Below are 21,514 nucleotides of genomic sequence, written 5' to 3'. Positions count from 1 at the left end.
AGAATGCCGCCCACAGACGCGGGATGGAGCAGTCTGGTAGCTCGTCGGGCTCATAACCCGAAGGTCGTCGGTTCAAATCCGGCTCCCGCAACCAAACATCAAAAAAGGCTACTCGAAAGAGTGGCCTTTTTTGTATCCGGTGAAAAAGTTGTTCTGAAACAATGAGATGGCATCTTTCATGAAACCCTGTGCGGTTTGTTGAGTCCATCTCTTTGCAAGCTATGCTCAATGCTCAAGCGCTACCCTCTACGACCAATGGCCGCAGTCGCCGCACCCGGCGATACGCGTTAATATTTGTAATTATTTTGTCCATAGGGATTGGTAACTTGGCTGGATACATCCATCCTGTCGCGCACAATCCACGAGGTGATTGATGCGCGCCAACTCGTCTGAACCACAAGACACCGTCACAGCGACACAACCGATCACTCCCACCCGCTTGCGTTGGCTGGATCTGTTGAGCAAATACCGTCAGCCCATCGGGCTGGCCGTTACCCTGTTGCTGTTCGCAATCGCCCTGATCGCCTGCCGACACCTGCTGCTGGAACTGGACCTTTACGCCCTCCACGACTCAATCCTGGAAGTGCCCAAGCCCGCTCTGCTCGGTGCGTTCGCCGCAGCTGTGGCCGGCTTCATCATTCTGTTGGGCTATGAGTTTTCGGGCGCCCGTTACGCCGGCGTCGACCTGCCGGCCAAGACCCTGGCGCTGGGTGGGTTTACCGCCTTTGCGATCGGCAACGCCATTGGCCTGTCGATGCTCTCGGGCGGTTCGGTGCGTTACCGTTTATATGCACGCCATGGCATCGGGGCTTCGGAAGTGGCCCACATGACCGTGTTCGCCAGCCTGGCCCTGGGCACTGCCCTGCCGCCGCTGGCCGCATTGGCGACGCTGAGTAACTTGCCGGCGGCGTCCACCTACCTGCATTTATCCCAAGGTGTACTCGGCGGCATCGCCGGCGCGGTACTGCTGCTGTCGGTCGCGTTGTGCATCGGCATTTACCGTCGCCGCCTGCCGGAACAACCCTACCCGGACAACCTGCTGGTCAAGGCCGGGCGCCGCACCTTGCGCCTGCCCGGCCGCCGCCTGACCTTCCTGCAACTGATCATCACCGCGCTGGACGTCGCTGCTGCCGCCACCGTGCTTTATCTGCTGCTGCCGGAAGCGCCGCCGTTTGGCCCGTTCCTGCTGGTGTACCTGCTGGCCCTGGCTGCCGGTGTACTCAGCCATGTACCAGGTGGCGTGGGGGTATTCGAAGCGATTCTGCTGGCCGCCTTCGCCGACAAACTCGGCGCTGCGCCATTGGCCGCTGCGTTGCTGCTGTACCGGATGATCTACGTGGTGCTGCCGCTGTTGATCGCCTGTGTGTTCCTGCTGGTCAACGAAGCCCAACGTTTGTTCCAGACCCAGCAAAGCCTGCGGGTTGCCTCGGGATTGGCGGCACCGGTGCTGGCCGTACTGGTTTTTTTATCCGGCGTGGTCCTGCTGTTTTCCGGCGCGACGCCGGAAATCGACTCACGCCTGGAAAACATCGGCTTCCTGATTCCCCACCGCCTGATTGACGCCTCGCACTTTGGTGCCAGCCTGATCGGCGTGCTGTGCCTGCTGCTTGCCCAAGGCCTGCGCCGACGTTTGTCGGCAGCCTGGATGCTGACCATGGTGCTGCTGCTGACGGGCGCCCTGCTCTCGCTGCTTAAAGGCTTCGACTGGGAAGAAGCCAGCCTGATGATCATGACAGCGGTGCTGCTGGCGATCTTCCGACGCTCGTTCTACCGCGCCAGCCGCCTGACCGAACTGCCCTTCTCGCCGCTGTACCTGGTGGCCAGCGTGTGCGTGCTGGGGGCCTCGATCTGGCTGCTGCTGTTTGCCTATCAAGACGTGCCGTACAGCCATCAACTGTGGTGGCAGTTCACCCTCGATGCCAACGCCCCACGCGGCTTGCGCTCATTGCTGGGGGCGGCGGTGCTGCTGGTAATCGTGTCGCTGACCTGGCTGCTGCGTACCGCGCGCCCGGTCATTCACCTGCCGACGCCGGACGAGCTGGAGCGGGCCACCAAGATCCTGATGGCTTCGTCCCAACCCGACGGTGGCCTCGCCCTGACCGGTGACAAGGCGCTGCTGTTCCACCCTAACGACGAAGCGTTCCTGATGTATGCACGCCGTGGGCGCAGCCTGGTGGCGTTGTACGACCCGATCGGCCCGACGCAACCGCGCGCCGAGATGATCTGGCAGTTCCGTGACCTGTGCGACATCCATCACGCGCGCCCGGTGTTCTACCAGGTACGCGCCGAGAACCTGCCGTACTACATGGACATCGGCCTGACCGCGATCAAGCTGGGCGAAGAAGCCCGCGTCGACCTGAAACGCTTTGACCTGGAAGCCAAGGGCAAAGAGATGAAGGACCTGCGCTACACCTGGAACCGTGGCACCCGGGACGGCTTGTCCCTGGAGATCTTCGAGCCGGGCCACGCGCCGATGGATGAGCTCAAGGTTATTTCCGACGCTTGGCTGACCGGCAAGAACGTGCGCGAGAAAGGCTTCTCGCTGGGTCGCTTCAGCGACGACTACCTCAAGCACTTTCGCATCGCGATCATTCGCTTCGAAGGGCGCCCGGTGGCGTTTGCCAACCTGCTTGAAACCTACAACCACGACCTGGCCAGCCTCGACCTGATGCGCGCCCACCCGGACGCGCCCAAGCTGACCATGGAATTCATGATGGTTGGCCTGATTCAACATTATAAGAACCACGACTACGCCCGCTTCAGCCTCGGCATGGTGCCGTTGTCGGGCCTGCAACCACGCCGTGGGGCGCCACTGACCCAACGTTTGGGCTCAATGGTGTTCCGCCGTGGCGAGCAACTGTATAACTTCCAAGGTTTGCGCCGCTTCAAAGACAAGTTCCAGCCTGACTGGGAACCCCGTTATATGGCCGTGCCCGCAGGACTTGATCCGCTGGTGGCACTGGCCGACACCGCCGCCCTGATCGCGGGCGGCTTGACTGGATTGGTGAAACGCTGATGATTCGACGCTCCTGGCGGTATGTATTGGCCGTTGTAGTGCTGCTCGCGCTGATCGCGGGTGGTGGCTTCTGGTACTGGAACCGCCCTGCCCCACAGCCGACCCTGGAGCAATTGCCCCAGGCCGATGGCTCGGTAATGACCCGTGTAACGCCCAACGGCTCGACCAAAGCCCGTGTGGCGGTGGCCGTGATGGCCGATGAAACCCTGACCGACAGCCAGCTGATTGCCCTGAGCCAGGGCGGCTCGGCGCAAATCGTCCAGGTGATCCTGCCCAAGGATGACTGCACGCTTCAGGAGCAAGCGCTGCAAAGCGCCCTGGGCCAGCTTAAAGGCCCGGCGACGCTGGTCAGTGGCATCGGCCCTGGCGCTGCACTCGCCTGGCGCTGGCTGGCCACACAGAACGACGACAAGGCCAACGCCATCTCCGTCGGCTTCGCCCTGGTACAGGAAGGGTGCAAGGACCCACTGCCGAAAACAGCCGCGCATGGCAACTGGCTGGTGGCGTGGAACGACAACCCTGACGATGAAAGTGCCAGTTTCGTACGCGATACACCGCGCGCGACTACAAGCATCAGCGACTACGACATTCACTACCCGCAAGTGCTGAACAACGAATTGCGCAAGCAACTGGTCGGTTCGGACAACGGCGGCCTGGCGATTCCGGTGGTTGAAGTACCGGCCGGGCAAGCCAAGGACACCGTCACCCTGTTCCTCTCCGGTGACGGCGGCTGGCGTGACCTGGACCGCGACGTGGCCGGTGAAATGGCCAAGATCGGCTACCCGGTGGTCGGCATCGACACCCTGCGCTACTACTGGCAGCACAAGACCCCGGAACAAAGCGCCAAGGACCTGGCTGAACTGATGCAGCACTACCTGCAGAAATGGGGCACCAAGCGCTTCGTGCTGACCGGCTATTCGTTCGGCGCCGACGTGTTGCCCGCTATCTACAACCGCATGCCGGAAAGCGAACAGCAGCGCGTAGACGCAATCATCCTGCTGGCGTTTGCGCGCACCGGCAGCTTTGAAATCGAAGTGGAAGGCTGGTTGGGCAACGCCGGCAAAGAAGCCGCTACCGGCCCGGAAATGGCCAAGCTGCCAGCCGACAAGGTGGTGTGCATCTACGGCGCGGAAGAAGTCGACGAGAGTGGCTGCACCGACAAGACCGCCGTGGGCGAAGCCGTGAAGCTGCCAGGCGGGCATCACTTTGATGAGAACTACCCGGCGCTGGCACAGCGCTTGGTCGACATCATCGTCAAGCACCAGGCCAAGGATAAAGCTGAGTAACGCGCGGCAATGAGATGGCCTTGCTGCAGTAAGCAGGGCTTTTTGTGGTGAGCGGGCTCACCCCGCGCTGGGTGGCGCAGCCGCCCTGAACGCAATCGCCGCATTCTGCCTGACGGAATGCGGCGTTTTTATTGGGGCCGCTTCGCAGCCCGGCGCGGGGCAAGCCCGCGCACCACACGAGCCAGCTCCCACAGTTGATTTTGCGGTGTGAGTAAGTGCTAGCGCGGTTCGATGTGCGCAATCATCAACTGCACGGTTTCCTGCCCACGGAATTCGTTCACGTCCAGCTTGTAGGCCAATTCCACCCAACGCACCGTCGGGTTAGGCCACACCTCGCGGTCCACGCCGAACGCAATGCCGTCGAGCTTCACCGACCCGCATTCGCTCCTGAGCACCACCTTCAGGTGCCGCTCGCCGACCACACGCTGTTCCACCAACTGAAACACGCCGTGAAATAACGGCTCGGGAAAGTGTTGCCCCCACGGCCCGGCATGCCGCAGTGCGCGCGCCAGCTCCAGGTGAAACTCTTCCACTGCCAAGGTGCCATCGGTCAGCAAGCGCCCGGTAAGGTCTTCCTCACAGAGTTGCCGACGCACTTCGGCATCAAAGGCTTCGGCAAACAGTGGGAAATTTGCCTCGGGCAACGTCAGGCCCGCCGCCATGGCGTGGCCGCCGTATTTGGCGATCAGGTTGGGATGCTGGCTCGCGACCACCGCCAGGGCATCACGGATGTGAAAACCCTGCACAGAGCGTCCTGAGCCCTTGAGCAGGCCATCACCGGCATCGGCAAAGGCGATGGTCGGGCGGAAATAGCGCTCTTTCATGCGCGACGCCAGAATCCCGATCACCCCTTGGTGCCATTCGGGGTCGAACAGGCACAAGCCGTAAGGCATCGATTCCACCGGCAAATCCTTGAGCTGGGCGAGCGCCTCGCGCTGCATGCCCTGCTCGATGGATTTACGGTCCTGGTTCATGCCGTCCAACTGCGCCGCCATTTCGCGCGCAGCCGCCACGTCGGTGGTGAGCAGGCATTCAATACCCAGGCTCATGTCATCCAGGCGTCCGGCGGCGTTCAGCCGAGGCCCGAGGATAAAGCCGAGGTCGGTGGAGGTGATGCGCGCTGCATCGCGCTTGGCCACTTCCAGGATCGCCTTGATCCCCGGCCGCGCACGACCGGCACGAATACGCTCCAGGCCCTGGTGCACCAGGATGCGGTTGTTGGCGTCCAGCGGCACCACGTCGGCGACGCTGCCGAGGGCGACCAGGTCGAGCAATTCGCCGATGTTCGGCTGCGGTTTGTTGTCGTACCAGCCGAGGCTGCGCAAACGCGCGCGCAGGGCCATCAGCACGTAGAAGATCACGCCCACGCCGGCCAGCGCTTTACTCGGGAACTCGCAGCCAGGCTGGTTCGGGTTAACGATGGCATCGGCCGCCGGCAACTCGTCACCCGGCAAGTGGTGATCGGTGACCAGCACTTGCAACCCTGCCGCTTTCGCCGCCGCCACGCCTTCGACGCTGGAGATGCCGTTGTCCACGGTGATCAGCAACTGCGGCGCTCGCTGCAAGGCCACCGCGACGATTTCCGGGGTCAGGCCGTAGCCGTACTCGAAACGGTTCGGCACCAGGTAATCGACATGGGCCGCACCCAGTAACCGCAAACCGAGAGTGCCAACGGTACTCGCCGTGGCGCCGTCGGCGTCGAAGTCGCCCACGATCAGGATGCGCTGGCGCTGCTCCAGGGCCGTCACCAGCAGGTCTACCGCTGCGTCGATGCCTTTGAGTTGCTGATAAGGAATCAGCCGCGCCAGGCTTTTATCCAGTTCGGCCTCGGACTGCACCCCGCGCGCGGCGTAGAGACGGGTCAACAGCGGTGGCAACTCACCAAGAAACGGCAGGACAGCAGGCAACGGGCGGGGATCGATACGCATGGGGTGGCGGGAGCTTCTCTTCTGATACAACGGTTAAACAAAGCGATTGAAAACGATACAGATCAAATGTGGGAGCTGGCTTGCCTGCGATGCAGACGCCTCGGTAAATCAGTGACACCGCGGTGATGCTTTCGCGAGCAAGCCCGCTCCCACGCACGCCAGCACCCACATGTTCAATCGCGCTCGCCGACCAACCATTCCAGCTGCACTTCATGCTGGCCACGGTCGTCGGTGACGAAGATCGTGCCTTCACTGATCATCACGTCCCACTTGATAACACGCGGCATGTCCTTGGCCAGGGTTTCGAGGATTTCCTGCGGCACGGCGGCGATGTGCACGTTTTTCAGGTTCTTGGCCACCGGGACCACCTTGCCTTCCCAAACGCGCAGGCTGCCGTAAGCCAGCAGGCTGGTGCGCTCGGTACGGCGGGAGCACCAGGTCAGGCGGTCGGCGTCGGGCTGGCCGACTTCGATCCAGTGCAACACCCGATCATCCAGGCTTTTTTCCCACAGGGCTGGTTCGTCTACATCTGACAGGCCACGACCAAACGCCAATTGCTCATTATAAAAAAGGGCGTAGGCCAACAGACGCACAGTCATACGCTCTTCGGTTTCGGAAGGATGGCGGGCGATGGTCTGCTTGACGCTCTCGTACACCGAACGGTCAAGGTCGGTGAGGTTGAGTTCGAATTTGTAGGTCGTGGACGGCTGGGCCATGAACGGGCTTCTAGAGACAGGGAAAGGCGGCCAGTCTAACCGATGGCGAGGCCATTCACCGAATACTGCGCTGCATCATCCTTATCCCTGGGCCTCTCGCCTATGTTAAAAGGCATCACACCACTGCCCCGCTGGAAAGGATCCTCATGTCGTTTAATGCCAAACCGCTCGCTGGCCTGAAAGTCATCGAACTGGGCACCCTGATCGCCGGCCCGTTTGCCTCGCGTATCTGCGCCGAATTCGGGGCACACGTAATCAAGGTCGAATCGCCAGACGGCGGCGACCCGCTGCGCAAATGGCGCAAGCTGTATGAAGGCACGTCACTGTGGTGGTTCGTGCAGGCGCGCAACAAAAAGTCGCTGACCCTGAACCTCAAACACCCGGACGGCCTGGCGATCCTCAAACAGTTGCTGGCCGACGCCGACATCCTGATCGAGAATTTTCGCCCCGGCGTGCTGGAAAAACTCGGCCTGAGCTGGGAAACCCTGCACGCATTGAACCCAAAACTGGTGATGGTGCGTCTATCGGGCTTTGGCCAGACCGGCCCGATGAAGGACCAGCCGGGTTTTGGCGCCGTGGGCGAGTCCATGGGCGGCCTGCGCTATATCACCGGTTTTGAAGACCGCCCGCCGGTGCGCACCGGGATTTCCATCGGCGATTCGATTGCCGCCTTGTGGGCGGTGATCGGCGCGCTGATGGCGCTGCGTCACCGTGAAGTCAACGGCGGGCTTGGCCAGGTGGTGGATGTGGCGCTGTACGAAGCCATTTTCGCGATGATGGAAAGCATGATTCCGGAGTTCGATGTGTTCGGCTTTATTCGCGAGCGTACCGGCAACATCATGCCGGGCATCACGCCGTCTTCAATCCACACCAGCGCCGACGGCAAACACGTGCAGATCGGCGCGAATGGCGATGCGATCTTCAAGCGCTTCATGTTGGCGATTGGCCGTGAAGACTTGGCAAACGACCCCGAATTGGCCAGCAATGACGGGCGTGACGCTCGCCGGGATGAGCTGTATGGCGTGATAGATCGCTGGGTTAACTCGTTGCCGCTGGAGCAGGTGGTCGAGCAGTTGAACAAGGCCGAAGTGCCGGCAAGCCGCATCTACAGCGCCGAAGACATGCTCGGCGACCCGCAGTTTCTGGCGCGGGAAATGTTCCTCAAGGCCAAGCTGCCCGGTGGCAAGGACTTCAAAATGCCCGGCATCGTGCCCAAGCTCTCGGACACACCGGGCAGCTGTGAATGGGTCGGGCCGCAATTGGGTGAACATAACAGCGTGGTGCTTAATGAGCTGGGCTACGACACGGCAGCCATCGCCCGCTTGCGTGAGGATGGCGCGATTTGATCGTTCGCCATGCCCGGCGCGGGTTGATTCACCTCTGTTTCGGCGCAGTGATAGCAGGCGGCTGGCCGCTCAAAGCCGATGCCGCTGACACGCTGTCATGGTTGCTGCGCGACTTGCCGCCACTGACCATTTTCGAAGGCTCACAAAAAGGTCGCGGTGCGCTGGACCAACTGATGCCGATACTTGAGGAGCGCCTGCCGGAGTATCGCCATCAGGTGTTGCACGTGAACCGCGCCCGGGGTATCCAGATGCTGCGCGACCCTTCGCTCACCTGTGATCCATCATTGGTGTGGACACCGGAGCGGGCAAAATACGTGGCGTTCTCGGCGCAATCTTATGCCGTGCTGAGCAACGGCGTGATGATCCGCCGTAGCCAACAGGCGGCGATGGCGCCGTTTATCGCCGAAGGCCACTTTGACCTGCAGGCGTTTCTGGAAAGCCCGAATGCCCGCCTCGGCGCCGTCGCCGAGCGCAGCTACGGGACGGCGATTGATCAACGCCTCAAGCTTGCCGACACGCACAGACTGGCCCTGCATTACGGCAACGACGCGTTGGGCAGCCTGATGCAGATGCAGCGCCTGGGGCGGCTGGAAGCGGTGCTGGGTTATTGGACAGAGATCCGCTATCAGGCAAAGCAACAAGGCATCGACCCCACAGACCTTGTGTTCCTGCCGATAACAGGTGCAGCGCCCTACCAGCGCGTCTATATCGGCTGCTCCGATACGCCTCAGGGGCGTCAGGCGATCGAGCGAATAAACCAGGTACTGCGTGACATCCCACAGGCGCAGTTACAGCAGTCCTACGCCCAGTGGCTGGACCCGCTCACGCGCGCGCAGTACTTGCAGGACAACCCGAGTTTTTTCCAGGCTTCGCCGCCGCCCTGACAAATCCCAGGCAAAAAGAAACCCCGAAGAGTGGGGAGACACTTCGGGGTTAAACGTGGCCTACAAAGACCAGTACAACAAGCCACAAACACCGGAGCACAATGTTTGCTCTTGCTGTTACGAAATCTGACCGGCCATGCTGTAGGAAGTTTCCAAGATTAAAGATTTCTTCATGCAATGGCCGCGCTGCGGGTCTGGGCGGCGTTACGCAGGGCGGCGATAACTGAGGGTTCCAGGCGCCCTTCGGCGATCTTGAGGTCACGCAGCAGGCAGTCCACCACATCCACCAACGCACGTTTGTCAGTCAGTTGTGCCCGGTCAACTTCACGCTCGACGACAATAGCGCCAGCGGGGTTCTTCACGGTCACCAGGCACTCGTCCTGCACACCGGAGGTGGTCAGCGTAACCTGATAAGGGCTCAGTGCTTCTTCGAGCAATAGGCTGATACTTTCCATCTCGATCACCACTCAATAGTTCGGGAACAATCGTTTCAACGGGAGCTGCATCTATCCTAAGTGACTGTTTGTGACGTAGGAAAGTTCGCTTTATCGTCTTTATGGGGCCCTCAGGGAGTGACGAGAACCAGCATGCGCTTGCAACATGACAACGAAAAAACGTCCGCACATAACTGCTTACGCAATGGGTGGTTGTTTTGGGGTTTGCGGGCGGCTGAGGCCGAGGGTGAATCCTATACTCGGTAAGCGCTGGTCAGGCTGCTATGCAGGCAAAAGCGTATGTCAAAAGGCCCTTATTGCGAAGGATGAGGATGATGGTGGAAAACAAAGAGCAGCAGGCGACGATGGAGAAAATGAACGCCGATGTATGGCGCATCTATGCCGAGATATCACGTATGCACGCAGAACAAGACAAACTCAAATCAGAAGCCCTGAAGATAACCTGTGAGACGTTCTGGTACCCGGTGGCTATCGCAACAGGCTTCTACGCCGCTGTCGGCACCGTCATAGTGGTCGCACAGAAGCTATTCTCGTAACGCTCGACAGGGCCTGCCGGAAATAAAAAACGCCGCTGACCCAAGGAAGGGAAAGCGGCGTTTTTGTAGACGCGGTACGCCTTACAGCGGCTTGCCACGGTTGCCATGCTGGCTGACGAACGCCTGCACAGCCTTCAGGTCATTGGCCAACACGGTGCAACGCTCTTCACGCTCAAACAGGTCAGCCAAGTGCTCCGGCAATTCCAGCGCCTTGCCAACGCCCGCCTTCTCCACCGCTTCCGGGAATTTGACCGGGTGGGCGGTGCCGAGGATCACCATCGGGATATCAAGGCTGCGACGGCATTCGCGCGCGGCCTTCACGCCGATGGCGGTGTGCGGATCGAGCAGTTCGCCGGTCTGGGCATAGACCTCGGCGATGGTCTCGCAGGTCTGTGCATCGTCCACGGCCAGGGAGTCGAACAGCTTGCGGGTTTCGGTCCAGCGCTCTTCATCAACACTGAAACCGCCGCCACGCTTGAAGTTGTCCATCAAGCCGGCAATGGCCGCGCCGTTGCGCCCGTGCATGTCGAACAGCAGGCGTTCGAAGTTCGATGACACCATGATGTCCATCGACGGCGACAGCGTGGCGTGCAGGGTTTCCTTGACGTACTGGTTGCCGCTCATGAAGCGGTGCAGGATGTCATTTTGGTTTGTGGCGACGATCAACTGGTTGATCGGCAGGCCCATGTTGCGGGCCAGGTAGCCGGCGAAGATATCGCCGAAGTTGCCGGTCGGCACCGAGAACGACACCGAACGCGCCGGGCCGCCCAACTGCAGGGACGCGTGGAAGTAGTAGACGATCTGGGCCATGATCCGCGCCCAGTTGATCGAGTTCACTGCCACCAACCGCGTGCCCTTGAGGAAGCTCTGGTCAGCAAAGCTGTTCTTGACCATTTCCTGGCAGTCATCGAAGTTGCCTTCGATGGCGATGTTGTGGATGTTCTCACCGAAGATGGTGGTCATCTGGCGACGCTGCACTTCCGACACACGCTTGTGCGGGTGCAGGATGAAGATGTCGACGTTTTCGCAGTGCTTGCAGCCTTCAATGGCAGCCGAACCGGTATCACCCGAGGTGGCGCCGATGATCACTACGCGCTCGCCGCGCTTTTCCAGCACGTAATCGAGCAGACGACCCAGCAGTTGCAGGGCGAAGTCCTTGAACGCCAGGGTCGGGCCGTGGAACAGCTCCAGTACCCACTCGTTGCCGTTTAGCTGACGCAGTGGCGCGATGGCGCTGTGGGAAAACACGCCATAGGTTTCTTCGAGGATTTTCTTGAAATCGGCGTCCGGAATACTGCCAGTGACAAACGGGCGCATCACCCGGAATGCCAGCTCGTGGTACGGCAGGCCGGCCCACGAAGCGATTTCTTCCTGGGTGAAGCGTGGCAGGTTCTCCGGCACGTACAGGCCGCCGTCGGTGGCAAGGCCTGCGAGCAAAACGTCTTCGAAATTCAGGGCCGGTGCCTGGCCGCGGGTGCTGATATAACGCATGACTGGCTCCTCTAAAACATTCTCGAACAGAGGCCGCCGAACGGACGGGGCCCCTGAAAATATCGGTTAGTTCAGGTGTTCAACACGAATGCGCACCACCGGACCAACCACGCCCTGCAACGCTTCGAGCGCGGCGATGGCATCGTTCATGCGCTGTTCCAGCACACGGTGGGTCAGCAGGATCATCGGCACCTGGCCGTTTTGCTCCTCGACTTCCTTCTGCATGATCGACTCGATGTTGATACCGCGCTCCGAGAGAATGCTGGCCACTTGAGCCAACACGCCCGGATGATCCTGAGCCTGGATGCGCAAGTAGTAGGCACTTTCGCACGCTTCGATTGGCAGGATCGGGTGAGCCGACAGCGAATCCGGCTGGAAGGCCAGGTGCGGCACGCGGTTTTCCGGGTCGCTGGTCATGGCGCGAACCACGTCCACCAAGTCGGCAATAACCGACGAAGCCGTAGGCTCCATGCCGGCGCCAGCACCGTAGAACAGGGTCGAACCGGCAGCGTCACCATTGACCATCACGGCGTTCATCACGCCATTGACGTTGGCGATCAGGCGGTCGGCCGGGATCAGCGTCGGGTGTACACGCAACTCGATACCCGCCGGGGTGCTGCGCGCAACACCCAGGTGCTTGATGCGGTAGCCCAGGGCTTCGGCGTAGTTCACGTCGGCAGTGGTCAGCTTGGTGATGCCTTCGGTGTAAGCCTTGTCGAACTGCAGCGGGATACCAAAGGCGATGGACGCCAGGATGGTCAGCTTGTGCGCCGCGTCGATGCCTTCCACGTCGAAGGTCGGGTCGGCTTCGGCGTAACCCAGCGCCTGGGCTTCGGCCAGCACGTCTTCGAAGGTACGGGCCTTCTCGCGCATTTCGGTGAGGATGAAGTTGCCGGTGCCGTTGATGATGCCCGCCACCCAGTTGATACGGTTGGCAGACAGGCCTTCACGGATCGCCTTGATCACCGGGATACCACCGGCTACGGCGGCTTCGAACGCCACGATCACGCCCTTCTCACGCGCCTTGGCGAAGATCTCGTTGCCGTGCACGGCGATCAACGCCTTGTTGGCGGTAACCACGTGCTTGCCGTTCTCGATGGCCAGGAGCACCAGGTCGCGGGCCACGGTGTAGCCGCCGACCAGCTCGATGACGATATCGATTTCAGGGTTGGTGGCCACGGCGAAGACATCGTTGGTAATCGCAATACCGGTCGTTTCGAACTGAGGCTTTGGCGAACGCGTGGCAATTTGCGCCACTTCAATCCCACGCCCTGCACGGCGGGAAATTTCTTCAGCATTACGCTGAAGTACGTTAAAGGTGCCGCCACCGACGGTCCCTAACCCACAGATGCCTACTTTGACCGGTTTCACTGAAGAACTCCCCATGAAACGGCCGACTCAAGGTCGGCCGTGAAAAACAGCCGCACAGCTGCGGCTCTCAATTAATGCCCCGACGACGGTTCGCGGGGCATGATCGTCAAAGGCTCGACGATGACTGCTTACTGTTGTGCACCCAGTGCCAGTTTGGCAACTTGTGGCGCAGGCTGGTAGCCCGGAATCACTTGGCCATCAGCCAAAACGATGGCCGGTGTACCGTTCACGCCGATGGACTGGCCCAGGGCGAACTGCTTGGAAACCGGGTTGGCGCACTTGGCGGCCTTGATTTCCTTGCCATCGACCATCTTGTCCATGGCGGCTTTCTTGTCGGTCGAGCACCACACGGCTTGCAGCTGCTCGTCACCTGGCGAACCGAGGCCCTGGCGCGGGAACGCTACGTAGCGCACTTCCACGCCCAGCTTGTTCAGCGCCGGCACTTCGGCGTGCAGCTTGTGGCAGTAAGGGCAGGTGGTGTCGGTGAACACGGTGATGTGGGTCTTGGTTTCGCCAATGGCCGGGTACACCACGGTTTCAGCCACTGGAATGCCGTTGATCAGCTTCGACACGCCCAAGCGCTCGGCTTTCTCGGTCAGGTTGACCGGCTTGCCGTCCTTGAGCTGGAACAGATAGCCCTGCACGATGTACTGGCCATCGGCGCTGGCGTACAGCACACGGCTGCCCTTGAGCTTGACTTCATACAGGCCGGCCATCGGGCTGGCGCTGATGCTTTCGATCGGGGTGTCGAGCTGCAGGTTGGCCAGGCTCTTGCGAATGGTCTGCTCGGCGGCGTCATCGGCGACAACAAAGGTGGAAACCAACGCAATCGCTGCGGCGGCAATAATCTGGGTCAAGCGCATGGGAACTCCTGAAGGCAGATGCAGGGACGGGAAGGAACACCGCTTGGAAACGCGGGGCTGTAAATAGAAGTCTGGCCGTCCCCTTTGCTAACCGGCAAAGCCTACCACAGTTGGGCCGCGGGTCAGCCCGCGGCGGGAGAAATTGGCCCTTTTCAGCCTCGCGGGTGATGTTTGGCGTGCATATCCTGCAAGCGTGCGCGCGCCACGTGCGTGTAGATCTGGGTTGTGGATAAGTCGCTGTGCCCGAGCAGCATTTGCACCACGCGCAAATCCGCGCCGTGGTTGAGCAAATGGGTGGCAAACGCATGGCGCAACGTATGCGGTGAAAGGCTCTTGCCGATCCCGGCCACCTTGGCTTGATGCTTGATACGGTGCCAGAACGTCTGGCGCGTCATCTGATCACCGCGCAGGCTGGGAAACAGCACATCGCTGGGCCGCCCACCGAGCAATTCGCCACGGGCATCACGCATATAGCGCTCGACCCACACAATCGCCTCCTCGCCCATCGGCACCAGCCGCTCCTTGCTGCCCTTGCCCATGACGCGCAGCACGCCCTGGCGCAGGTTGACCTGCTCCAGAGTCAGGCTGATCAACTCGGTCACCCGCAGGCCGCACGCGTAAAGCACTTCAAGCATGGCGCGATCACGCTGGCCGATGGCTTCGCTCAAGTCGGGTGCGGCGAGCAACGCCTCTACGTCAGCTTCCGACAGGGATTTTGGTAATGGCCTACCGAGTTGCGGCATGTCGATTTGCAACGTCGGGTCGAGGGAGATCAGTTTTTCCCGCAACAAATAGCGATAAAAGCCGCGCACACCCGAGAGAAATCGTGCGGTGGAGCGAGGTTTGTAGCTTTGCTCCAGGCGCCAGGCCAGGTGATCGAGGATCAGCTCGCGGCCGGCATTGATCAGTTCGAGGTTCTTCTCCTGCAACCAGCCATTGAACAGCGCCAGATCACTGCGATAGGCCTGGCGGGTGTTGTCTGACAGGCCTTTTTCCAGCCACAGGGCGTCGAGGAAGCGGTCAATCAGGGGGTGGTCAATGGCGGGCATAGAGGCTCAGGCTAATTACTGGAGTGTCTGGTAGATCCTATCGCAGGCACGTCGAATCGTCGCACCGCAACTCCCACATGGGTTTTGTGTTTTGCTTGATAGCATGATCAACACCGATCAAATGTGGGAGCTGCGGTGCGACGATTCGACTTGCATGCGATGGCCGCGACTCGGTTTGCGGTCAGTCAACAAACCCAGGCAACACCGGCACCGGGCGCTTGTCGGTATCAATCGCCACAAAGCTGAACACGCCCTGGATCGCCCTTTCACGGCCATCAGCGCTCATGCTTTCCACAAACACTTCGACTTCAACCTTGAGGCTGGTGTTACCCACTTTGATCACACGGCCAATCAACTCGACGATGGAACCGGCCGGTATCGCGTGGTTGAAATCGATGCGGTCGGTAGACACCGTCACCAGCGGCAAACGGCAAAAGCGCGTGGCGGTGATGAACGACACTTCATCCATCCAGGCCAGTGCGGTGCCGCCAAACAACGTGTTGTGGTGGTTAGTGGTCGGCGGGAAAACGGCTTTGGTCACGTGAGTGACAGAAAGGTCAGTGCGGCGCTGGATTTCTTCAAGGCGGGTGGTCATGGGCAAATACCGGCAAATAGACAAATTTCAGGCACAAAAAAGCAGCCCGTAGGCTGCTTTTTTCTGCATCGGGAAGCTGGACTTAAGCCAGTTTTTCCTTGATGCGAGCTGCTTTACCGGACAGGTCACGCAGGTAGTACAGCTTGGCTTTACGTACGTCACCGCGACGTTTAACGGCCATGCTGTCGATTTGCGGGCTGTAGGTCTGGAAAGTACGCTCTACGCCAACACCGTTGGAGATTTTACGAACAGTGAAAGCACTGTTCACACCACGGTTACGCTTGGCGATTACCACGCCTTCGAACGCTTGCAGACGCGAACGGTCGCCTTCCTTCACTTTCACCTGAACGACAATAGTGTCGCCCGGGGCAAAGGTAGGGATCTCTTTGGTCATCTGCTCTGCTTCGAGTGCAAGGATGATTTTGTTAGTCATGCTGTGCTCCTAAGGTAAGTCAATGGACCTACCATCGATACGTTGTTAACTATCGTCCCGCGCGAGGATGTATTCCTCGAGCAGCTTCTTCTCTTCTCCAGAAAGCGAGCGGCTTTCCAGAAGATCGGCGCGTCGTTCATAGGTCCGACCAAGGGACTGCTGTAAACGCCAACGCCGGATGTGTGCGTGATTGCCACTTAGCAATACGTCGGGAACACGCTGATCCGCATACACCTCCGGTCGGGTGTAGTGCGGGCAATCCAGCAAACCATCCGTGAAGGAATCTTCCTCCGCGGAGTCCGCATGCCCTAAAGCTCCAGGCAGCAGTCGTGTAACCGCATCTATCAGGACCATCGCCGGCAGCTCGCCGCCAGACAGAACATAGTCCCCAATCGACCACTCTTCATCGACATGAGCATCAATAAAACGCTCGTCAATGCCTTCATAGCGACCGGCAATCAGGATTAATGCTTCCTCATTCGCCAGTTCGCGAACCCCAGCCTGTTTCAGCTGACGGCCTTGAGGGGACAGGTAAATTACCTTCGCCTTCTCCCCGGCAGCTGCCTTGGCCTGAACCAATGCGTCTTCCAGGGGCTTGATCTTCATCACCATGCCCGGGCCACCGCCAAATGGGCGATCGTCCACAGTGTGATGTCGATCCGTCGTGTAGTCTCGCGGGTTCCAACAGGTGAGCTGCAACAGCCCCTGTTTCACCGCCCGACTGGTGATGCCGTACTCGCTGATGGCGGAAAACATCTCGGGAAACAAACTGATCACTTCAATGCGCAAATTAGCCACGCTTAGAAGTCCGCGTCCCATTCCACCTTCATCTCGCCCGCTGCCAGGTCGACGGCCAACACGCATTGCTCGGTATACGGCAACAGGCGTTCGCGATCATCCAGGCTGCCAGCGCAAGGCTTGACCACCATTACATCATTGGCGCCGGTTTCCAGAAGATGATCGATTTTCCCGAACAATTGTCCGAGTTGATCAATAACCTTCAGACCTTCCAGCTGGTACCAGTAGTACTCGCCGTCGGTCAATTCAGGGAACAGGTCTCGCGGCACGCAGATCTCATAACCGGCCAGAAGACGAGCTTCTTCACGATCATCAAGACCCTTGAGCTTTGCGACCAGGAACTTATCGCTCCCGCGTCCACTGACCAGCTCGACCTGTTTCACACTACCTTCGCGCTTGAGCGTCCAGGTTTTGTACTGCAACAGGTTTTCAGTCGGATCAGTAAAGGAATACACCTTCACTTCGCCGCGAACGCCATGAACAGAGTAAATCTTGCCGATAACGATCAAATCATCAGCAACAGTTGGCGTCGCGTTCATATTGCTCAGGCTGCGGCCTTAGCCGAGTCCTTCAACAACTTGGCAACACGCTCAGACGGTTGTGCACCAACGCTCAGCCAGTAGGCTACGCGCTCTTGGTTCACGGACAGACGAACTTCTTGACCACGAGCGATCGGGTTGAAGAAGCCAACTTGTTCCTTGTGAGAGCCGTCACGTGGGTTGCGGCTGTCAGTTACGGTCAAGTGGTAAAACGGGCGCTTTTTGGAGCCGCCAAGGGCAAGACGGATTGTTAGCATGTGAACATCGTTCCTGTAGTCGGTGCTGCAAATCTAAATGCACAGCGGGCATAGGTGCCCGAAAGGCCGCATATTCTAAGGAATATCCGGACTTTTGCAAATGTCTTTTTCTGGCGCCTATCAGCGGGCCACTCAGATCTGCTATAGAGCCGTCGGTTAAAACGGCGAGTCAGCGCCCGCCAACGGCGGGTTTGCTGGAGATCCCACATCCCTGTGGGTCGGAGCGAGAGCTAGCCCCCGCTCGAATTCTTTACATCTTTGGCATGCCGCCGCCGGGCAACATACCGCCCATGCCGCGCATCATCTTGGCCATTCCGCCTTTTGCGGAGAATTTCTTCATCATCTTCTGCATCTGCTTGTGCTGCTTGATCAAGCGACCGATGTCCTGCACCTGGGTGCCGGAACCCATGGCGATCCGACGTTTGCGCGAACCGCTGATCAGCTCAGGGTCGCGGCGCTCGGCCGGGGTCATGGAGTTGATGATGGCTTCCATCTGCTTGAATTGCTTCTCTGCCGCGCCCTGGGCATTGCCCATTTGCGCCAGGTTCACACCGCCGATGTTCGGCAGCTTGTCCATCAGGCCGCCAAGGCCGCCCATGTTCTTCATTTGTTGCAGCTGGTCGCGGAAGTCTTCGAGGTCGAAGCCCTTGCCCTTCTTCAGCTTCTTGGCCAGTTTATCGGCCTTGTCCTTGTCGAGCGTGGCTTCGGCCTGCTCGATCAGGCTGAGCACGTCGCCCATGCCGAGGATGCGCGAGGCGATACGCTCAGGGTGGAACGGCTCGAGCGCTTCGCTCTTCTCGCCCATACCGATGAACTTGATCGGCTTGCCGGTAATCGCACGCACCGACAGCGCAGCACCGCCACGGGCGTCGCCGTCGACCTTGGTCAGGATCACGCCGGTCAGCGGCAGTGCATCACCAAAGGCCTTGGCGGTGTTCGCCGCATCCTGGCCGGTCATGGCGTCGACCACGAACAGTGTCTCGACCGGGTTGATCGCGGCATGCAACGCCTTGATCTCGCCCATCATCTCTTCGTCGATGTGCAGACGACCGGCGGTATCGACGATGACCACGTCGATGAATTTCAGCCTGGCTTCTTTAATAGCCGCGTTGGCGATGTCGACCGGCTTCTGGCTCAGGTCGGACGGGAAGAAGGTCACGCCCACTTCGCCCGCGAGCATTTCCAACTGCTTGATGGCCGCCGGACGGTACACGTCCGCCGACACCACCATCACGGATTTTTTCTTGCGCTCTTTAAGGAAGCGCGCCAGCTTGCCGGCGGTAGTGGTCTTGCCCGCACCTTGCAGACCGGCCATCAGCACGACGGCCGGTGGCACGGCGCTGAGGTTCAAATCTTCGTTGGCCGCGCCCATCAGGCTTTCGAGTTCGGCCTGGACGATCTTCACGAATGCCTGGCCCGGCGTCAGGCTGCGGGACACTTCGGTGCCCACCGCGCGCTCTTTGACCGAGTTGACGAAGTCCTTCACCACCGGCAAGGCGACGTCGGCTTCCAGCAACGCCATGCGCACTTCACGCAGGGTGTCTTTAATATTGTCCTCGGTCAGCTTGGCCTTGCCGGTTACGTGGCGCAGCGTCTGCGAGAGACGGTCAGTCAGGTTTTCAAACATGCGCGATCCTTTCAGGCCCCATTCATCGAAATGCATTGGTAGACCGAGGTAATGACGGCCCAGGCTGTGGTAAATCGCTATTAAAAACAGCGCTCGGCGAGCCTGCGGCGTGGGCAGGTCGCGGATTATAGCGAAGACTGCGTCCATGCACACCCGCTGTCTGGCCCGGGAGTCTTTCGTGGAACGCGGCGGTATGCCAAACTCAGCGCCTTTCGGGCTTGTCTATCAGGATTTATGGTCCCCTTGTCACCCAGTTTGCTACCCAGCCTCGCCGCCGCCATTTTGTACGCCGCTGCGACTCTCTATCAGGGCACTCGTCTGGCCCAAGGCACCATGGCGGACAAACGCCTGCTGGTCGGCCTTGGCGTCCTGGCCCTGCTGGCCCATGCCGCCAGCCTGTTCACCCACCTGATGACGCCGGTTGGCCTGGGCCTGGACTTTTTCAGCGCCGCCAGCCTGATCGCCGCCGCCGTGATCGCGCTGACGCTGATGGCCTGCTATCGGATTCCCGTCGAAAACCTGCTGGTGCTGCTGTTCCCGCTGGGCGTGCTGACCGTCCTGCTCGCGCAATTCGCCCCGACCGGCACCGTGCAGGTCATCGATGAAGAGCCGGGCATTCTCGCCCACATTCTGTTATCGATCCTGGCCTACGGCATGTTCACCATCGCGGTGTTCCAGGCGTTGCTCGTGCTGTTGCAGGACCACCAACTGAAAAACAAGCACCCGTCCGGCCTGATCAAGAACTTCCCGCCGCTGCAAACCATGGAAAGCCTGCTGTTCGGTTTCCTCTGGGCCGGCTGGACGCTGCTGTCGTTGTCGCTGATTTCCGGCTGGCTGTTCGTCGAAAACCTGTTCGCCCAGCACCTGGTGCACAAGACCCTGCTGGCCTGCCTGGCCTGGGTGGTGTTCAGCGTGCTGCTGTGGGGGCGTAACCGCCTCGGCTGGCGCGGGCACAAGGCGATCCGCTGGACCCTGGCCGGTTTCTGCCTGCTGATGCTGGCCTATTTTGGCAGCAAGCTGGTTCGCGAATACATCCTGCATATCTGACGGGCAGCGATCATGGACAACTTGCCCTTAGGGCCGATGCTCGCCGTAATTGCCTTATTGGTGTTATGGGCGGCGCTGTTTACCGCCATCGAAGCCGCACAACAGCACCTGCTGGCCCTGCGCCCCGGCACACGCCAGGGCGACAAGGCGGCCGCCCGCCTGAATTTCCCGCGTAACAGCCTGATCCTGTGTAACAGCCTGTGCCGCGCGGCGGTGGTGATCCTCTGCACCTTGCTCGCGATCTATGCCTGGGCGTTAAACGGCCCTTGGCTCGGCTGGCTGATCTCCTGTGCCATCTTGCTGGTGCTCGCCGACTACCTGCCCCGCGCGCTGGCCGTCCGCCACCCGCAAGCGGTGCTGGGCTTCGGCAACACACTGCTGGGCGTGCCGCTGAAAATCCTCTACCCGCTGGCCTGGTTGCTCAACGGCATCAGCCTGCTGTTGCTGCGCCCCTTCGCGCGTAAATCCGGCATGGTGAAAAAGAGCGACGAGCCGCTGCCCGACCATGACGACGAACCGGAGCCCGAGGCCGACGAAAGCCGCACCCCCGGCATGCCCGGCATCCATGCGCTGGACAACATCACGGTCAATGACATCCTGGTGCCCCGCAGTGAAGTGGACGGCATCAACCTGGATGACTCGGTCGAAGACATCATCGAACAGCTGCGCACCTCCCAGCGCACTCGCCTGCCGGTCTTTCACAGTGACATCAACCAGGTCGAGGCGGTGCTCAACACCCGGCAGATCCAACACCTGCTGCCGGACGCCAGCCTGACCAAGGAAGCCTTGCTCGCCGCGTGCCACGAACCCTACTTCGTCCCGGAAAGCACGCCTCTGCAGCTGCAACTGTTGAACTTCCACAAGCAGCAACGGCGCTTGGGCATGGTGGTGGACGAATACGGCGAAGTGCTGGGCATCGTCACGCTGGAAGACATTCTTGAAGAAATCGTCGGCGAATTCGAAAGCGAGCAGAGTGCGGATAACCCGCATATCGAGGCGCAACCCGACGGCCGCTACATCATCGACGGCGCCGCCTCGATCCGCGAGCTGAACAAGAGCCTGGGCTGGCACCTGCCCAGCGACGGGCCCAAGACACTCAACGGGTTGGTGACGGAGGCGCTGGAGACCATTCCCGACTGCGCGGTGTGCCTGAAAATCGGTCGCTACCGGCTGGAAATCCTTGAGACCGAGGATAACCGTGTGGCCAAGGTGCTGATCTGGCACACCAGCCGGGTGCCGGTTGCGGCTTGATTTGTGTGCCTGGGGGGTTGTGGTTG

20 protein-coding genes and 1 tRNA gene are annotated in these 21,514 nt (G+C 60.2%); 8 read left to right on the top strand and 13 right to left on the bottom strand.

Features of this window, described 5'->3' with window-relative positions:
• Positions 1-17 precede the first annotated feature (17 nt).
• The 3 genes from WBB95_RS05335 (at position 18) to WBB95_RS05325 (ending at position 4,302) form a co-directional block, all read left to right on the top strand.
• Positions 18-94 (top strand) — tRNA-Met (locus tag WBB95_RS05335).
• Positions 95-373: 279 nt separating this feature from the next.
• Positions 374-3,016 carry a bifunctional lysylphosphatidylglycerol flippase/synthetase MprF gene (mprF, locus tag WBB95_RS05330; RefSeq protein WP_424486604.1) on the top strand — a complete coding sequence of 881 codons (2,643 nt, stop codon included), beginning with the start codon at positions 374-376 and terminating at the stop codon, positions 3,014-3,016.
• Positions 3,016-4,302: a virulence factor family protein gene (locus WBB95_RS05325; RefSeq protein ID WP_424486603.1), complete on the top strand. Its 1,287-nt coding sequence runs from the start codon at positions 3,016-3,018 to the stop codon at positions 4,300-4,302. Before mprF ends, WBB95_RS05325 begins: the two co-directional genes overlap by 1 nt.
• Before the next feature lie 218 nt (positions 4,303-4,520).
• Here WBB95_RS05325 and recJ read toward each other — a convergent pair whose 3' ends face one another.
• Positions 4,521-6,230 carry a single-stranded-DNA-specific exonuclease RecJ gene (gene recJ, locus WBB95_RS05320; RefSeq protein ID WP_424486602.1) on the bottom strand — a complete coding sequence of 570 codons (1,710 nt, stop codon included), beginning with the start codon at positions 6,228-6,230 and terminating at the stop codon, positions 4,521-4,523.
• 173 nt (positions 6,231-6,403) lie between these two features.
• The gene (locus tag WBB95_RS05315) at positions 6,404-6,946 is read right to left on the bottom strand and encodes a YaeQ family protein (RefSeq protein ID WP_155581668.1); all 543 of its coding nucleotides are present in this window, start codon (positions 6,944-6,946) and stop codon (positions 6,404-6,406) included.
• A gap of 146 nt (positions 6,947-7,092) precedes the next feature.
• Here WBB95_RS05315 and WBB95_RS05310 point away from each other — a divergent pair, with 146 nt between their 5' ends.
• Together WBB95_RS05310 and WBB95_RS05305 are read left to right on the top strand one after the other, a co-directional pair.
• On the top strand, positions 7,093-8,292 hold the full coding sequence (locus tag WBB95_RS05310) for a CaiB/BaiF CoA transferase family protein (protein WP_424486601.1): 1,200 nt from the start codon (positions 7,093-7,095) through the stop codon (positions 8,290-8,292).
• On the top strand, positions 8,292-9,176 hold the full coding sequence (locus WBB95_RS05305) for a TIGR02285 family protein (RefSeq protein ID WP_424486606.1): 885 nt from the start codon (positions 8,292-8,294) through the stop codon (positions 9,174-9,176). The genes WBB95_RS05310 and WBB95_RS05305 overlap by 1 nt, the downstream gene beginning before the upstream one ends.
• Before the next feature lie 170 nt (positions 9,177-9,346).
• On the opposite strand, the gene WBB95_RS05300 is transcribed toward WBB95_RS05305, so the two are convergent.
• Positions 9,347-9,631 carry a DUF3509 domain-containing protein gene (locus WBB95_RS05300; RefSeq protein WP_424486600.1) on the bottom strand — a complete coding sequence of 95 codons (285 nt, stop codon included), beginning with the start codon at positions 9,629-9,631 and terminating at the stop codon, positions 9,347-9,349.
• A 314-nt stretch (positions 9,632-9,945) separates the two neighbouring features.
• On the opposite strand from WBB95_RS05300, the gene WBB95_RS05295 reads away from it, so the two are divergent.
• Positions 9,946-10,167 (top strand): hypothetical protein, encoded by a 222-nt coding sequence (locus tag WBB95_RS05295; RefSeq protein ID WP_424486605.1) that lies wholly within the window; start codon positions 9,946-9,948, stop codon positions 10,165-10,167.
• An 81-nt stretch (positions 10,168-10,248) separates the two neighbouring features.
• On the opposite strand, the gene thrC is transcribed toward WBB95_RS05295, so the two are convergent.
• The 10 genes from thrC to ffh form a co-directional block, all read right to left on the bottom strand.
• Entirely contained in the window at positions 10,249-11,658 is a 1,410-nt protein-coding gene (gene thrC / locus WBB95_RS05290) for a threonine synthase (protein WP_424486599.1), read from the bottom strand.
• Between the two features lie 66 nt (positions 11,659-11,724).
• Complete coding sequence (locus WBB95_RS05285; RefSeq protein ID WP_424486598.1) at positions 11,725-13,029, bottom strand: homoserine dehydrogenase; 1,305 nt, start codon at positions 13,027-13,029, stop codon at positions 11,725-11,727.
• 128 nt (positions 13,030-13,157) lie between these two features.
• Positions 13,158-13,892, bottom strand: a complete 735-nt coding sequence (locus WBB95_RS05280) for a thioredoxin fold domain-containing protein (protein WP_424486597.1) — start codon at positions 13,890-13,892, stop codon at positions 13,158-13,160.
• A gap of 152 nt (positions 13,893-14,044) precedes the next feature.
• The gene (gene xerD, locus WBB95_RS05275) at positions 14,045-14,941 is read right to left on the bottom strand and encodes a site-specific tyrosine recombinase XerD (protein WP_424486596.1); all 897 of its coding nucleotides are present in this window, start codon (positions 14,939-14,941) and stop codon (positions 14,045-14,047) included.
• A gap of 181 nt (positions 14,942-15,122) precedes the next feature.
• Positions 15,123-15,536 carry an acyl-CoA thioesterase gene (locus WBB95_RS05270; protein WP_424486595.1) on the bottom strand — a complete coding sequence of 138 codons (414 nt, stop codon included), beginning with the start codon at positions 15,534-15,536 and terminating at the stop codon, positions 15,123-15,125.
• 82 nt (positions 15,537-15,618) lie between these two features.
• A complete protein-coding gene (gene rplS / locus WBB95_RS05265; protein ID WP_003175895.1) occupies positions 15,619-15,969 on the bottom strand; it encodes a 50S ribosomal protein L19 in 351 nt (116 codons plus the stop codon).
• Between the two features lie 45 nt (positions 15,970-16,014).
• Positions 16,015-16,788: a tRNA (guanosine(37)-N1)-methyltransferase TrmD gene (gene trmD, locus WBB95_RS05260; RefSeq protein ID WP_177327730.1), complete on the bottom strand. Its 774-nt coding sequence runs from the start codon at positions 16,786-16,788 to the stop codon at positions 16,015-16,017.
• Positions 16,770-17,306 carry a ribosome maturation factor RimM gene (rimM, locus tag WBB95_RS05255; protein ID WP_424486594.1) on the bottom strand — a complete coding sequence of 179 codons (537 nt, stop codon included), beginning with the start codon at positions 17,304-17,306 and terminating at the stop codon, positions 16,770-16,772. The genes trmD and rimM overlap by 19 nt, the downstream gene beginning before the upstream one ends.
• A gap of 5 nt (positions 17,307-17,311) precedes the next feature.
• Complete coding sequence (rpsP, locus tag WBB95_RS05250; protein ID WP_003238923.1) at positions 17,312-17,563, bottom strand: 30S ribosomal protein S16; 252 nt, start codon at positions 17,561-17,563, stop codon at positions 17,312-17,314.
• Positions 17,564-17,813: 250 nt separating this feature from the next.
• A complete protein-coding gene (ffh, locus tag WBB95_RS05245) occupies positions 17,814-19,190 on the bottom strand; it encodes a signal recognition particle protein (RefSeq protein ID WP_003175900.1) in 1,377 nt (458 codons plus the stop codon).
• A 234-nt stretch (positions 19,191-19,424) separates the two neighbouring features.
• Here ffh and WBB95_RS05240 point away from each other — a divergent pair, with 234 nt between their 5' ends.
• Both WBB95_RS05240 and WBB95_RS05235 read left to right on the top strand, forming a co-directional pair.
• Positions 19,425-20,237 (top strand): cytochrome C assembly family protein, encoded by an 813-nt coding sequence (locus WBB95_RS05240; RefSeq protein WP_424486593.1) that lies wholly within the window; start codon positions 19,425-19,427, stop codon positions 20,235-20,237.
• A 12-nt stretch (positions 20,238-20,249) separates the two neighbouring features.
• Positions 20,250-21,488, top strand: a complete 1,239-nt coding sequence (locus WBB95_RS05235; protein ID WP_424486592.1) for a transporter associated domain-containing protein — start codon at positions 20,250-20,252, stop codon at positions 21,486-21,488.
• The last annotated feature ends 26 nt before the right edge of the window (positions 21,489-21,514 follow it).

This window comes from Pseudomonas sp. (genome assembly GCF_049645325.1).
Taxonomy (GTDB): domain Bacteria; phylum Pseudomonadota; class Gammaproteobacteria; order Pseudomonadales; family Pseudomonadaceae; genus Aquipseudomonas.
Note: the sequence above shows the minus strand (reverse complement) of the source record. Positions and strands in the feature narration are given on the sequence as shown.

Excerpts from the sequence above, each read along its gene's own strand:
- mprF (WP_424486604.1), top strand. The coding sequence starts at position 374 with ATGCGCGCCAACTCGTCTGAACCACAAGACACCGTCACAGCGACACAA.
- WBB95_RS05325 (WP_424486603.1), top strand. The coding sequence starts at position 3,016 with ATGATTCGACGCTCCTGGCGGTATGTATTGGCCGTTGTAGTGCTGCTC.
- recJ (WP_424486602.1), bottom strand. The coding sequence starts at position 6,230 with ATGCGTATCGATCCCCGCCCGTTGCCTGCTGTCCTGCCGTTTCTTGGT.
- WBB95_RS05315 (WP_155581668.1), bottom strand. The coding sequence starts at position 6,946 with ATGGCCCAGCCGTCCACGACCTACAAATTCGAACTCAACCTCACCGAC.
- WBB95_RS05310 (WP_424486601.1), top strand. The coding sequence starts at position 7,093 with ATGTCGTTTAATGCCAAACCGCTCGCTGGCCTGAAAGTCATCGAACTG.
- WBB95_RS05300 (WP_424486600.1), bottom strand. The coding sequence starts at position 9,631 with ATGGAAAGTATCAGCCTATTGCTCGAAGAAGCACTGAGCCCTTATCAG.
- WBB95_RS05295 (WP_424486605.1), top strand. The coding sequence starts at position 9,946 with ATGGTGGAAAACAAAGAGCAGCAGGCGACGATGGAGAAAATGAACGCC.
- thrC (WP_424486599.1), bottom strand. The coding sequence starts at position 11,658 with ATGCGTTATATCAGCACCCGCGGCCAGGCACCGGCCCTGAATTTCGAA.
- WBB95_RS05280 (WP_424486597.1), bottom strand. The coding sequence starts at position 13,892 with ATGCGCTTGACCCAGATTATTGCCGCCGCAGCGATTGCGTTGGTTTCC.
- xerD (WP_424486596.1), bottom strand. The coding sequence starts at position 14,941 with ATGCCCGCCATTGACCACCCCCTGATTGACCGCTTCCTCGACGCCCTG.
- WBB95_RS05270 (WP_424486595.1), bottom strand. The coding sequence starts at position 15,536 with ATGACCACCCGCCTTGAAGAAATCCAGCGCCGCACTGACCTTTCTGTC.
- rplS (WP_003175895.1), bottom strand. The coding sequence starts at position 15,969 with ATGACTAACAAAATCATCCTTGCACTCGAAGCAGAGCAGATGACCAAA.
- trmD (WP_177327730.1), bottom strand. The coding sequence starts at position 16,788 with ATGGGACGCGGACTTCTAAGCGTGGCTAATTTGCGCATTGAAGTGATC.
- rimM (WP_424486594.1), bottom strand. The coding sequence starts at position 17,306 with ATGAACGCGACGCCAACTGTTGCTGATGATTTGATCGTTATCGGCAAG.
- rpsP (WP_003238923.1), bottom strand. The coding sequence starts at position 17,563 with ATGCTAACAATCCGTCTTGCCCTTGGCGGCTCCAAAAAGCGCCCGTTT.
- ffh (WP_003175900.1), bottom strand. The coding sequence starts at position 19,190 with ATGTTTGAAAACCTGACTGACCGTCTCTCGCAGACGCTGCGCCACGTA.
- WBB95_RS05240 (WP_424486593.1), top strand. The coding sequence starts at position 19,425 with ATGGTCCCCTTGTCACCCAGTTTGCTACCCAGCCTCGCCGCCGCCATT.
- WBB95_RS05235 (WP_424486592.1), top strand. The coding sequence starts at position 20,250 with ATGGACAACTTGCCCTTAGGGCCGATGCTCGCCGTAATTGCCTTATTG.